The 13,419-nt window shown below is 44.8% G+C and carries 12 protein-coding genes and 2 pseudogenes; 5 read left to right on the forward strand and 9 right to left on the reverse strand.

What is annotated here, in order from left to right; genetic code table 11:
- Nucleotides 1–100: 100 nt before the first annotated feature.
- A pseudogene (locus AACR09_RS12200) lies at nucleotides 101–1,018 on the forward strand (opine metallophore biosynthesis dehydrogenase); the annotation flags it as partial.
- Nucleotides 1,019–1,112: 94 nt separating this feature from the next.
- A complete protein-coding gene (locus AACR09_RS12205) occupies nucleotides 1,113–1,538 on the forward strand; it encodes a GNAT family N-acetyltransferase (RefSeq protein WP_017082921.1) in 426 nt (141 codons plus the stop codon).
- 78 nt (nucleotides 1,539–1,616) lie between these two features.
- On the opposite strand, the gene AACR09_RS12210 is transcribed toward AACR09_RS12205, so the two are convergent.
- The 3 genes from AACR09_RS12210 to phhA all read right to left on the reverse strand — a co-directional run bounded on the left by AACR09_RS12210 (nucleotide 1,617) and on the right by phhA (nucleotide 3,983).
- Complete coding sequence (locus tag AACR09_RS12210) at nucleotides 1,617–2,717, reverse strand: Fic family protein (protein ID WP_102454008.1); 1,101 nt, start codon at nucleotides 2,715–2,717, stop codon at nucleotides 1,617–1,619.
- A 143-nt stretch (nucleotides 2,718–2,860) separates the two neighbouring features.
- Complete coding sequence (locus tag AACR09_RS12215) at nucleotides 2,861–3,199, reverse strand: 4a-hydroxytetrahydrobiopterin dehydratase (RefSeq protein ID WP_193835056.1); 339 nt, start codon at nucleotides 3,197–3,199, stop codon at nucleotides 2,861–2,863.
- A complete protein-coding gene (gene phhA / locus AACR09_RS12220) occupies nucleotides 3,189–3,983 on the reverse strand; it encodes a phenylalanine 4-monooxygenase (protein WP_102312193.1) in 795 nt (264 codons plus the stop codon). The genes AACR09_RS12215 and phhA overlap by 11 nt, the downstream gene beginning before the upstream one ends.
- A 199-nt stretch (nucleotides 3,984–4,182) precedes the next feature.
- Between phhA and AACR09_RS12225 the strand changes: the two genes are divergently transcribed.
- On the forward strand, nucleotides 4,183–6,234 hold the full coding sequence (locus AACR09_RS12225; RefSeq protein WP_193835057.1) for an acetoacetate--CoA ligase: 2,052 nt from the start codon (nucleotides 4,183–4,185) through the stop codon (nucleotides 6,232–6,234).
- 527 nt (nucleotides 6,235–6,761) lie between these two features.
- Entirely contained in the window at nucleotides 6,762–7,691 is a 930-nt protein-coding gene (locus AACR09_RS12230; protein WP_193835058.1) for a carbamate kinase, read from the forward strand.
- 235 nt (nucleotides 7,692–7,926) lie between these two features.
- Here the strand turns inward: AACR09_RS12230 and maiA are convergent, their stop codons facing one another.
- From maiA to hppD, 4 genes are read right to left on the reverse strand one after another with little or no spacing between them, the layout of a single operon-like run.
- Entirely contained in the window at nucleotides 7,927–8,631 is a 705-nt protein-coding gene (gene maiA / locus AACR09_RS12235; RefSeq protein ID WP_193835059.1) for a maleylacetoacetate isomerase, read from the reverse strand.
- Nucleotides 8,632–8,652: 21 nt separating this feature from the next.
- Entirely contained in the window at nucleotides 8,653–9,690 is a 1,038-nt protein-coding gene (locus AACR09_RS12240; protein ID WP_193835060.1) for a fumarylacetoacetate hydrolase family protein, read from the reverse strand.
- Between the two features lie 9 nt (nucleotides 9,691–9,699).
- Nucleotides 9,700–10,875: a homogentisate 1,2-dioxygenase gene (locus AACR09_RS12245; protein ID WP_193835061.1), complete on the reverse strand. Its 1,176-nt coding sequence runs from the start codon at nucleotides 10,873–10,875 to the stop codon at nucleotides 9,700–9,702.
- Nucleotides 10,868–11,941 (reverse strand): 4-hydroxyphenylpyruvate dioxygenase, encoded by a 1,074-nt coding sequence (gene hppD / locus AACR09_RS12250; RefSeq protein WP_017091952.1) that lies wholly within the window; start codon nucleotides 11,939–11,941, stop codon nucleotides 10,868–10,870. The genes AACR09_RS12245 and hppD overlap by 8 nt, the downstream gene beginning before the upstream one ends.
- Nucleotides 11,942–12,024: 83 nt before the next feature.
- Between hppD and AACR09_RS12255 the strand changes: the two are divergent.
- Nucleotides 12,025–12,207 (forward strand): annotated as a pseudogene (locus AACR09_RS12255) (hypothetical protein).
- 94 nt (nucleotides 12,208–12,301) lie between these two features.
- Here AACR09_RS12255 and AACR09_RS12260 read toward each other — a convergent pair.
- Together AACR09_RS12260 and AACR09_RS12265 are read right to left on the reverse strand one after the other, a co-directional pair.
- Nucleotides 12,302–12,961 (reverse strand): HAD family hydrolase, encoded by a 660-nt coding sequence (locus tag AACR09_RS12260; RefSeq protein WP_017091954.1) that lies wholly within the window; start codon nucleotides 12,959–12,961, stop codon nucleotides 12,302–12,304.
- A gap of 1 nt (nucleotide 12,962) precedes the next feature.
- On the reverse strand, nucleotides 12,963–13,419 hold a 457-nt coding region (locus AACR09_RS12265), incomplete at its 5' end, for a TOBE domain-containing protein (RefSeq protein WP_228010560.1).

A 13,419-nucleotide genomic window follows, 5' to 3' on the forward strand; every position in this document is an offset into this window, starting at 1 on the left:
TATAATCGGCAACGGCCTCATCAAGCAAATGATGGGCTGTCGCCAGTAAATGCCGAAAATCGGCTTAAGTCAGTGTCCGGAATTTGTTGACCACTACAGTGGATGTCTTATTTTAAAAGGGATGTTAAAAAAGATAGGAGCATCTCCAAATATAATCCTATTCTCTAACTATTTTGCGACCTCTTATTTTACCTCTAACCCAACGCAGAAACACCCGCTTACCGTCATAACCAAAACAGTAAAAAAAAGGGTTTACCTTTACCTATCCGAATCCAATGATGTTTTATTGAACGCCTTGCGAAACGCCTTAGAAAAGGTTGATGTGCAAGTCATCCCTTTAGATAACCCGTTCAGTGTGGAAGGCAGAAATATTGCTACTTATGTACACCCTGTTTTTTTTATCAATACGTTTGCATTAGATCATATTTTGTCTAATGAAGACGAAGTTAAGTACATGTATAAGCTGTACCCAGAAGGGCCAATCACCATAGGTTTGATTCGGAATTTACTGCTTCATTGGAAGTCAGTGTCTCGCCTACTTGAACATTACTCAGCTCAACCAATTAACCTGTTGCTGTTGTTAAATGATGAACATCACCGAGTACATGAAACGACAATTCCTAAGGATAAAATCGATTCTTTCAACGAGCTTGATCAAGTAGAACAGGAATACCTACTCTACGTACGATATAGCTCAATGCTGATTAATCCAGACCCACTTTCCGAATCCGAACACAACAGCAGAGTTTTTGACGATTCAGCGAAGCCTTATATCAAGGGACAAGTCAGAAAAGGAAAGCTACAACTCCCCAAAAATCCACTGGAAGCTCTGCAAACACTTTACTGGTTAAATCACCTAGCTCAACACTCCAATCTAATCTCGTCTGGAACATTTCAATCAATAGAAGTATTTGAACATTGGATAAAAGAAAGGAACTTGCCAAGTGCTTTAATCCAAGCACTAAAACAGCGCGCGGATGAATATTACGAACATACAAAAACGTCTATCTGCCAATAAATTAAGTTTAATTACTAGTGGTTATTCTAATCAGTTACTTAGCATCTTAGACGTTTTGCGTCAGAAGAATAACCGTAGAAAAAGGAGATTTAAGGTGTTAATTAGAAAAGCGACTCTCAACGATCTATTCTCTATCAATGCTTTGTGTCACGAACAATTAACCGGCAGCCACAGTAATATTAGTCATTCGAATAAAGATAGGAACAAATACAGTTTAAGTGACTACAACTTAAGTAAGTTAAGAATCATTGATTTACTTTTCACGGAGTCATTACTCAAGGAGAAGCTGAACAATAAAAATGTCTATTTTTTTGTCGCTGAAACAAAGAAAAAGACAGTTGTGGGTTACCTCATGGTTAGTGTCCACGCACAAAAAAGATCAATAATTTCACAGCATACACCTCAGTTCTACGCTTATATAGAACGATTTTATGTGTCGTACAAATACCATGGAAAAGGTATCGAATTAGCATTACTTAACAGCTTTGATTATTGGAAAAAATACAAATCTGCGCACTAAAGAGTTATCTCTAAAAGCCGCTAACAGTCGCCGATATTCAGATTAATATCGGCAACTTGCGACACGAACGTCTATCACTTACTTTGGTAATAAGTACCGCGTGCTTCGTCCGCCAGAACCAGATTTGACTAAGCAGCCATGCTCAATCAAAGCGTTCAAATGACGTGTTGCAGTGGCACTGCTCACCTTTGCTACTTTCTGATAGTGGCTGGCATTGATACCTTCAGAAAAATCACCATCGAGCATCCTATTCAGTACTTTTACTTGTTCTGTTGTAAGCTTAGTTTGGTCGATACTTCGCCAATAGTTAGTCTTATAAACGGTTTGATCAACCTCAGCGAAAACGCCTGTAAACGTCTCGTCTAACGTATCTAAGAACCACATCAACCATTCGCTAATATCGAGTCCACCTTTCTGGGTTCGCTCCAATATCTCGTAGTAATGCTTGCGGTTAGCGAGAATCCCCACCGACATCGCATAGAAACGTACCGACTGCTGCTCGGCCTGTGCTAACGCCAAGTCAGTCAACAATCGAGTAATACGACCATTACCATCATCTAACGGGTGTAAGGTGATAAACCAAAGGTGAGTTATCGCAGCTCTAAGTAAGGGATCGAGTGTAGCGTCGGTAAGTGAATCATTGAACCATGTGATAAACGCATCTAACTCAGCATCAAGAATGTCTCGGCTAGGTGCTTCAAAATGTACGGTCGGACGGTCAATTCTTCCCGATACCACTTGCATGGGAGTATCACCTCTTAGCTGACCTCCGATTACAGGGTTAAACATGGTGTAACCTTGAGGAAACAGCCTATCGTGCCAATGCAAAATCCTATCAAGCGCTAATGGCTCAGTGAGGTTCTGCACGGCATCCAACATAATTTCGGCTAAGCCATCAGTTTGTTCTGTCGTAGGAAAAGGTCGCTCTTCGCTCACGCCAAGTTTGTTAGCTAAAGAAGAACGAACAGAGAAGGCATTTAGCTTTTCTCCCTCTATCGCACTGGAGTGGACAATGTTCGCTAGCAAAGTATCGAGCATTGTTTGCGTTTGGTCTGCGGATTGAGAGGTTATCTTGCCTAATAGGATGCCCTGATTAAGCCGTACTTCTCTTAACCTCACGCCTATTCTCTGATTATCCCAAACAAAGTTTGGCCAATTATCTTGCTGCCAAATCCACATATTACGCCCCATGATGCGAAAGTATCACTTATTCAAATCACATTATGAGCTGTTTAAGCTCATTATTCAAATCATAAAATGAGTCGAATAATGGGGTATTCAAATCATTGAGGCTGGAGAAGCCCTTCCCCAGCCCAGAAGGACTATTCACTCACCGCAAACACATCGCAGCGTGAGGCGCAGATGAAGTCATTCTTGTGCAGGCCTTTGATTGAGTGGCTCCACCAAGTGACGGTGACTTTGCCCCACTCCAATAAAATCGAAGGGTGGTGGAATTCTTCTTCTGCCAACTCTGATACTTTATTGCTGAATGCCCATGCTTGTTTGTAGTTCTTAAACTTAAACACCTTCTCAAGTTGTGGGATGCCGTCTCTTTCGATGATCTGCCAATCAGACAACTCCAACAGTAAAGACTGTTGCTCGTCTTTACTTAGGGCAATCGCGTCGATACTGCAGGCTTCGCATTTTTGGTCATTCAACATGTGTTGGTTCCTTAGGTTCAAAAAGTGGTGGTAGTAATCCCTCGTCTATCGCGAGATCAGCTTGCTGCAATAGGTTTTCCTGACTGATTTTGAAGAGCTCAGACAGCTCATCAATCACGTAATATTTCGGTTGTATGATGTCGATGCGATAAGGGGTTCTTAAAACCGTTTGCAGATCGAACCGCTCACGAACGGCCAAATCCCCTCCCAACGCATACATGGTTTCCGCCGGAGACGAAAGAATGCCACCGCCATAGATTTTCAGCCTATCGCCTTCTTTTACTAAACCGAACTCGACCGTAAACCAATACAAACGGGCAAGATACGCACGCTGTTTAGGTGTAGCTGCTTGGCCTAGTTTTCCGTAGTGCTCAGTGAATGTCGCAAAATCGGTATTGGTGAGCATGGCACAGTGACCGAAAATTTCATGAAAGAAATCAGGTTCTTGTAAGTAATCGAACTCGTCTCGTGTTCTCAGAAATGTCGCCACTGGGAATTTCTTATTGGCGAGTAAATCAAAGAAACGGTCGAAATCGATCAACGCAGGCACAGGCTGTACCTGCCAACCCGTTGTTTCCATTAGCACTTTATTTATCTCTGGAAGCTGGGGAACTCTGTCTAATGGCAGATCCAGCAGGGTCAAACCGTGTAAATAGGCATCGCATGCGCGGTCATTAATGACGTCCAGTTGCCTTTTCACTAAGTCGTGCCAAATGGCGTCTTCTTCGAGGCTCCACTCAACCCATCCCTCTTGGCTCACGGGCTTAGAATGATATTGAGTCATTACACACCTCCTTTCGAATGTCTCCCTTTAAGCCTATCTCGACTCCTTATATCCGCCAATTTGCACGATTTTTCGAAACAGGCAATCGTGTAACATTTTATTTACACAATTCCGACAACCCCTTATTTTGCTGATCTTTTGACTTTGTAAAACCTAAATACCAGACTGAAATCGTTAACTTTTTGTTAAAGGTAAAGGAATGCACGAGAGCAATAAGCCAATTTGGCAACCTAGCGACCAGCGTATCGCACACGCCAACGTAACCCGATTTATGGATAGCCTCGATCAGCAGGGCGTACTCGAGCGGGAATTGAAAAACTACGCGGAGCTTCATCAATGGTCTGTGGAACATCCCGAGTCGTTTTGGCAGAACGTGTGGCAGTTTTGTGGAATGGTCGGCTCGCAGGAAAGTATTGATAACGCACAAAGAGAGCTCATAAAAACTCAAGGCGAGAGCCGCTGGCAGCAGCCTAAATCGAATCGCGATACGGTGTGGTTTCCGAATGCACAAGTGAATTACGCCGAAAACTTGCTGCATTCATCAAAAACGTTGCCAAACGAGCTTGCGATTTGGTTTGAGAATGAACGTGGCAAGCAACAAAGCTACACATGGCAAACCTTGGTTGAGGAAGTCTCTAGCGTTCAACAATGGCTTATTGATAGTGGTGTTCAGCAAGGTGATGTGGTTGCTGCTTATACGCCTTATCTTCCTCAAACCGTAATTGCGATGTTGGCAACCACTAGCTTGGGGGCGATTTGGACATCGACTTCGCCTGATTTTGGCGTCGAGAGTGTGATTGAGCGATTTGGGCAGGTGAAACCTAAGATACTGTTCACCTGTAACGGTTATACCTTCAATGGCAAAACGTTCGATATGACGGACAAGAACCGTGAAATAATCGAGCACTTAAACGAATTAAAACAGGTCTGTGAGATCGGTTATTTGAAACCGACTCGTGATTTAGAGAAGAGCGATTTAGAGAAGAACGATTTAAAGAAAAACAAAGTTGAACATGATGTGTCGATCCAAAGCTGGCACAACATCATTAATCACTATCAGCCCAAACCTCTTCTATTTACTCGTGTCGGATTCAATGAACCTCTGTTTGTACTCTACTCTTCCGGCACCACAGGCAAGCCAAAGTGTATTGTTCACTCGGTTGGTGGCACTACCATCAACCACCTTAAAGAGCATCAACTTCATTGCGATGTTAAGCCAAACGATCGCGTGTTCTACTACACCACTTGTGGTTGGATGATGTGGAACTGGCATGTCTCTGCACTCGCCAGTGGGGCTTGTTTGGTCATCTTTGATGGCAGCCCGGTTTATCCGCAACCTAACGTTCTGTGGGATTTAGCGCAGCGAGCTGATGTATCGACATTTGGCACCTCAGCCAAGTACCTAGAAGCGATTGAGAAAGCGGAACTCTCACCGATCGACAGTCACAACCTTCCTAAATTAAGAACACTGTGCTCGACCGGTTCTGTACTCTACCCAGAGCAGTTCGATTACGTCTACAAACACATCAAACAAGATCTGCATTTAGCGTCCATTTCTGGCGGCACGGATATTTGTGGCTGCTTTGTTTTAGGCAACCCTATCTCCCCTGTGTATCGCGGTGAATGCCAACAGGCCGGGCTCGGCGTCGACATCAAAGTGTTCAATTCGTCTGGCAACAAGGTCAACCAAGAACGTGGCGAACTGGTGTGTACAAACTCCCTACCCAACTTCCCTGTTGGCTTCTGGAATGACACCGGAGAGCGCTACCACAACACTTACTGGGACAAGTTCGATAACGTGTGGCATCACGGTGATGAAGTCGCACAGAGCGAACATGGCGGCTACCTGTTCTACGGGCGAGGCGACACCACACTCAACCCTGGTGGCGTGCGAATTGGTACCGCTGAGATCTATCAACAAGTGAACACCATTGACGGCATAGTTGATTCTATCGCAGTCGGTAAGGACATCGACCGCAACGAACAGATATGGCTGTTTGTTCAACTGCAGCAAGGTGTGATTCTAAATGAAACGCTATTGGCCGCCATCAAGAGTAAACTCAAGTCATCTTGTTCACCAAGGCATGTGCCAAGCCAGATATTTGCGATCAGCGATGTGCCAAAAACACGGTCGGGCAAGCTTGTGGAGCTAGCAGTGAAACAGGTCATCAATGATAAGAGTGTAGAAAACCTCGGGGCTATCGCTAACGCCGAGGTCTTGGAAGAGATAAAGCGCGTTGTTTCGCTTTAGCGATTAGGCCTAGAACGTAGCAAGCTATCTCCACTTTTCACTTGGCTGTCAGATAACATCTGGAGTAAAGGCAGCCGATTGAAAACCGAATCGAAGCCACTATTTAAGCTCATGAACCCTCTCATCAGTTTGGCCCCGTACCTTTTCTAAAGATCTTAATGCGATCTGAACGTCATATTTAGAACAAAATTTGAAAATTAATCATTTTATAGCCAGAGATAATATTCACTAAAGACGAATCATTTATACGAAAAAAGAGTCCACCACTGGATTGTATCCCAGCTTATGGATATTTAATCGAATTGCAATAACTCCCATTTCCACAGCTCCATTTCTAGTGAAATAATAATTTGATAGCTATCACATTTAGGACGGTTATTTTCCCATACTATCTCGGCATGTTAATTACTTAAGAGTAATTAAAAACCTAGTCATTGTTATTAATAAGCTTGAATTTAATTAGAAACAAGCGGTTAATCCCTACATAAAATAAATAAAATCATTATTAAATGATCGGAGACATTATCATGCGCATAGTATTAGCTTTAGGCGGTAACGCTCTTTTAGCAAGAGGCCAAGCATTAACGGCTGAGAACCAACGTGAAAATATAATCAAATCAGCGGCGAGTATTGCTGCGATCGCACGCGAGCATGAGATTGTTATCGTTCATGGGAATGGCCCACAAGTAGGTTTGTTGATGGAACAAAACGCGGCTTATAGCGAATATTCGCCAGAGACTACCCCATACCCAATGGATGTGCTCGGCTCTCAAACCTGTGGCATGGTGGGCTACATGTTACAACAAGAGCTAAGAAACATTGATCCTGAATTAGACGTAGCGACGCTAGTCACGCAAACTGAAGTATGCAAAAAAGACCCTGCGTTTGCTAACCCGACTAAATTTGTTGGCCCTGTATATACAGAGCAACGAGCTAAAGAGTTAATGACTCAAAGCACAATGCAGTTTAAAGCTGATGGCGAATACTACCGACGCGTTGTACCTTCTCCTATGCCAAAAAGCATTGTTGAAATTCAGCAAATTGAAACTCTTTTAGATACAGAAAACCTTGTTATCGCTTGTGGCGGCGGCGGTGTTCCCGTGAGTATTGAGCAAGGTAAGAGTAGTGGCGTAGAGTGCGTCATTGACAAAGATCTTACGGCTGAATTACTGGCTGAAAAAATCCATGCTGACCTATTTATTATCTTAACCGATGGTTCAATTTTCCGTAACTATGGTAAAGAAGACCAAGCAGAAATGAAGCAAGCAACACCTGCTGGTTTAGCAGAATTTTCATTCCCTGCTGGTTCTATGGGCCCAAAAATTGATGCCGTTTGTAAGTTCGTTGAAGCTGGATTGGGTAATGCGGCGATTGGTTCATTATTTGATTTAGATAAAATAATTACCAATGAAGCTGGTACTCTGATTACAAAAGGCGAAGGTATTGTTTATTACTAAAGTTATCGAGAGATAACCATCACTAATATAAATCCATTAAACAGGCCTCTTATTTAATAATAATGAGGCTTATTTTATTCGGACCGTTTAATACTAGATGAGATAAATATTCATAAAATTGGAAATTAAACCTGAAAATAATGAATACATAATATCTTTAAATATACCAAATCGTAATTATAACGTGATTTAATCCAAATAACGTTTCCAGTTCATTGAAAAGAATTCAATACGTTCACGTCGGTGCATTCGCATCCGCTTGGTTCTCTGGCATCGCATCAATAAAAGCGGGCAACTGATTACACGCTTCGACAATTGAGTTAATCAGCGGAAACAGCGACATATCAACGCCAAAGCGCAGCGCGTTATACACCTGTGGCACCAAGCAGATATCGACAATACATGGTGAACCGGTAAGGCTATAAACTGAATCACCGTGTGTTTGACGATGCTTAGAAAGCTTCTCTTCTAACGCTGAAAAGCCTTGGCTCATCCAATAGTGAAGCCAATCCATTTTCGCCTCTTGCTCGCACGACAATTCTCGCTCCAAATACTGCAACACGCGCAGGTTATTAAGAGGGTGAATTTCCATCGCAATGTCCTGAGCCATCGCCAGTGCTTGATAGCGCAGTGGTGTTTGCTCTGGAATCAACAAGGTGTCAGGGCTGCTCTCACACAAATAGTGTTCATCGAGATATTGAAGAATAGCCAGCGACTGATTGAGTTGAACTTCACCATCCACCAGCACTGGCACTAATTGGCTGGCATTGAGATCGCGATATTGTGGATCATGTTGCTCGCCGCCATTACGCACCAAATGCACCGATTTAGACTCATAGTTGAGTTGCTTTAGGTTCAATCCAATACGCACTCGATAGGCTGCGGACGAGCGCCAGTAACCGTAAAGTATAATGTTCTTGTTCACGATGCTCTCGCTCATACAGAAATCCTATTACGTGGATTATATCGCTCGATACTGGCTCACTTTTTGGTCTATCGCGCCAAAAATGGAATCACCCGCCGCATCAAGCATCTCAAGCTTGATCGAGTCACCAAACGACATGAATTGAGTCGACGGTTTACCATCACGAATCGTCTCTATCATGCGTACTTCAGCAATACATGAATATCCCACACCACCTTCAGAAATCGAGGTGCCATGGTCAGTGCCTTGTTTATTAGAAACCGTGCCTGAACCTATGATCGCGCCCGCCGATAATGGTCGAGTTTTAGCTGCATGCACAACCAACTCTGCAAAATTGAAAGTCATATCTATACCGGCATTCGGACAACCAAAAGGCTGGTCGTTGTAGGTCGATATCAGCGGTAAATGTACCTTGCTGCCTTTCCACTGTTCGCCAAGCTCGTCAGGTGTGACTGCGACCGGGGAGAACGCCGAAGAAGGCTTAGACTGGAAGAAACCAAAGCCTTTCGCTAGCTCTGCCGGAATCAAACCACGCAAAGACACATCGTTGACCAACATCAACAAGCGAATCGAATCGTGCGCTTGTTTAGCACTGGCACCCATTGGTACATCACCGGTGACAATCGCTACCTCTCCTTCGAAATCGATGCCCCACTCGTCACTGGCAAATTCGATGTTGTCACGAGGGCCGATAAACGCATCTGAACCGCCTTGATACATCAGTGGATCAACCCAGAAGCTTTCTGGCATTTCAGCACCACGCGCCTTACGCACCAGCTCAACGTGGTTTACATACGCGCTGCCGTCTGCCCATTGATAAGCTCTTGGCAGAGGCGATTCACAATACTGAGAAGCAAACACTTCACTACCAGTCACATGCCCGTTGTTTAACGAGGCGTATAACTCTTGTAACTGAGAAACAACGCTGTCCCAGTTATCCAACGCCACCTGCATGGTTGGCGCTAGATGCATCGCATGGAAAATTTCGGTGGCAGCTACACATTGTTTAAGATCTTTACTTACGACCATCAATAGACCGTCGCGAGTGCCATTTTTCTTGGTTGCTAATTTCATCCTTGTCCCTTACTTCTTATCGTCAGCCATGGTTTGAGAACCTGTCTCTTGAAAACCCGTGTCTTGCCAACTGTAGACATATTCTTTGTTCTCAACGCTATCGAGTTCATCAGAGAACTGCAGCGCATGGCGAGTATCGATCATCACCGCGACTTCATCGGTGAACTTTTTCTTATGCGCTTGCCCAGCCTTAAAGGCTTTAGGATGAGGCCCATGAGTGAAGCCCGCCGGGTGGAAAGTCACCATACCCGCTTCAATATTATCGCGGCTAAAGAAGTCACCTGCGTGATAGAACAGCACTTCGTCATAATCGTCATTGTTGTGGTAGAACGGCACTTTCAATGCACCTGGATCGCTCTCAATCGGGCGCGGTACAAAGGTGCACACCACAAAGCCTGCGCCAACAAACGTCGTATGCGCAGAAGGTGGCAAGTGGTAGCGATGTGACATCAGCGGTCTGATATCTCGCCAATTCACTTTCACCACCGCTAAGTCGCCATGCCAGCCAATTGCATCCAATGGATTGAACGGATAGGTGATCACACTGACTTTGTCGTGACGTTTTACCTGAACCTGAGTCTGGCTTTCTGAATACTGAGCGCGGAATTGATCGTTGATTGAAGGGATGTCGAGCACCGCCGGATCAAACACCGCGTGATTACCGACCATGCCTTTCTCTGGCAAGAAGTAAGCCGCGTCTGTGTTCTCAATCATCAAGATAAACATCGGCTCGCTTGGCTCTAAACGCCAGTTGGTCGAGCGCGGGATCATCACGTAATCCCCTTCACTCACCTCTAGATGACCATAGTCACAATAGAGATCGGCGCTGCCTTGATGAATGAACAGCAGCTCATCACCATCAGAATTACGCACCAAGAAATCCATCTTCTCATCCATTCGCCACACGCGGATTTTGCAGTCCGCATTGTGTAAAAGATGAGGCACCGCCCAAGGGGTTATCTGGCTGGCTTTTTCCACCAGCGTAAAATCAAAAGCGCGAGGGCGCAGATCGCCCTCCCACTCCGACCAACCTGTTGGGGCGTGTTGGTGATGAAAGTGAGCAGCAGGGCCGAAGAAACCACTTCGGCCCGCCTCTCGCTCATAAATTGCCTCTTCGGGAAAATCGGCGTGCGCTTGTTTAGAGCACACACCCTCCCGATGAGGAAACGAGATCCATTTATGCATCGTCTAATACTCCTCGACGAATCTGGTCCTCTTCAATCGATTCAAACAGCGCCTTGAAGTTGCCTTCGCCAAAGCCTTCATTGCCTTTACGCTGAATGATTTCAAAGAACACAGGCCCGATTACCGTCTGCGTGAAAATTTGCAGCAAGATGCCGTCTTTGGTCGGCGCGCCATCAATCAGAACACGCAGGTCGCGCAGCAGATCGGTGTCTTCCCCGTGGCCTTTCACACGATCGTCAACTTTCTCGTAGTAGGTATCTGGGGTTGGCATGAAGTCCATACCGCGATCACGCAGAGTCTTCACGGTTTTGTAGATATCATCCGTTGCGAGTGCGATGTGTTGGATACCCTCGCCGTTGTATTCGCGAATAAACTCTTCGATTTGTGATTTGTCGTCGGAAGACTCATTGATAGGGATACGAATCTTGCCGCACGGTGAGGTCATGGCGCGGCTCACAAGGCCTGTCAGCTTGCCTTCAATGTCGAAGTAGCGAATCTCACGGAAGTTACCAAGACGCTCATAGAACCCAGACCACACATCCATATTGCCTTGCTTAACGTTGTGCGTGAGGTGGTCGATTTCATACAAGCCAACATTCGCTTCTGCCATGCGCTGCTCTGCATCGTCATAGAATCGAAAATCGACGTCATAGATGCTCTGCTTGCCATAACGATCCACAAAATAGAGCAGGCTTTCACCGATGCCGTAAATGGCAGGAATACTCAGCTCCATCGGCCCTATTTCTGTTTTGTACTCTTCACCACCGCCCTTAAACGCTTGTTCCATTGCAGCTGTCGCTTCGTTGACACGAAAAGCCATGCCACAGACCGATGGCCCATGCACTTTAGCGAACGCTTCCGCTTGACTGTGTGGCTGTTCATTAACGATGAAGTTGATGTCACCTTGTCGATACAGCCAAGCCTCTTTTGAGCGATGCTTGGCGACCTCAGCAAAACCAAGTGACACAAACAGTGCTTTAAGTTGCTCAATTCCCTTGTGGTCAACGGCCGTGTATTCAACAAACTCGAATCCATCCGTGCCAAGCGGGTTGTATGTATCCACCATGAACTTTCTCCTTGTACCTATTGGTTTTGTATTACGTGATTTTTGTCCTTAATTAAATTTGGCCCACAAGCGGAAATAATGAAATGGATGGAGGAAAATGGGCAATTTCAATGAAACCCCGTCAATTTGTAAAATAATTGTTACACACAAACCCTCACAACAGGAAAGTGAGTGCTATCAAGGGATTGAAAGATGGTGGTTTGATTTACAGCAGAGCAATAGATGTTATTGAATTGTTACATACGTACTTTTGTCAGCTAAGGTGATAAATCGAATATTAGACTGATGATGCAAAAAAGCCGCTGTAGTCAGCGGCTTGATGAGTTCTAGAAAGAACCTAATTCGAATATAAGGTTCGCGTTAATCCCAGTTGAGAATCGACCAATTCGGTTGATCAGCCAGTGCTTTCAAACGCGGGCACGGATTCACCAGATAGGCAAAATCAGCGTGTTCACACAAAGGTAAGTCGTTGATTGAATCCGTATAAAAGTGTATATCTGAATAGTTGGTTTCTTGATTGTCTAACCATTCTTTTAAACGCGTCACTTTGCCTTCACGGTAGCTTGGCACACCAGAGATCTGAGACGTGAAACGACCTTGGTTTTCAATCAAATCAATACCGAGTGCATTCTCGATACCAATCTTACGACCCACCGCTTCCACTAAGAAAGTCACGCTGGCAGAGATGATCAGCATATCAATATCATCATTCTCAAGCTGCTCAATCAAAGGTTTCGACTGCTTGAACTGTTTAGGCAAAATATGCTGTTCAACACACTCTTCCACCAATGCGGTGACTTGCTCTGTTGGCATATCGGCTAACGGCTGCATGGAAAATGTTAAGTAATCTTCCATGTTCAGTTTGCCTTCCGAATACAGGCCCATTAAGCGCTTATCTTCTTCAATAAAGTTGGGCGCAGTGGCAATGCCCTTTTCAACCAAGAACTCATTCCAGAGCATCGCTGCATCGGCATTGATCAGCGTTTCATCCATATCAAATACATACAAAGGTTTGAACATCTTAGGCTCTCACAGGTTGAATTTCGTAAAGGTTAAACAGGAGTTCAAGTTGGCTGCCGTTTGCCAACAGTCGTTCAGAGGAGCGGTTGAGTAGGTCGACCGTTAATTCACACTCATCAACGTCCACTTGGTAGCGAATCACGTTACCCAAGAGCTGGTGGTTACGAATGGTGCCCGTTTTCGGCGCGGAGATATGCTCGCCATATTGTCGACCTTGCTCTTTCACGTAGATAGATTCCGGTCGAATCGCCACTTTCCATTCCGTTTCAATGTTGAAAAGTTGCTTAGCTTGGTTTGCTTGCACCAAATTATAGTGCCCCATGAACCCCGCCACGAATTCATTGGCAGGTTGAGTGTAGATCTCTTCGGGTGTACCCGCTTGTACGATCTCGCCTTTATTCATCAAGAAGATACGGTCAGACATGATCATCGCTTCTTCTTGATCGTGGGTCACGAAG

It is taken from the genome of Vibrio sp. OPT20 (assembly GCF_963889365.1).
GTDB classification, from domain to species: Bacteria; Pseudomonadota; Gammaproteobacteria; order Enterobacterales; family Vibrionaceae; genus Vibrio; species Vibrio splendidus.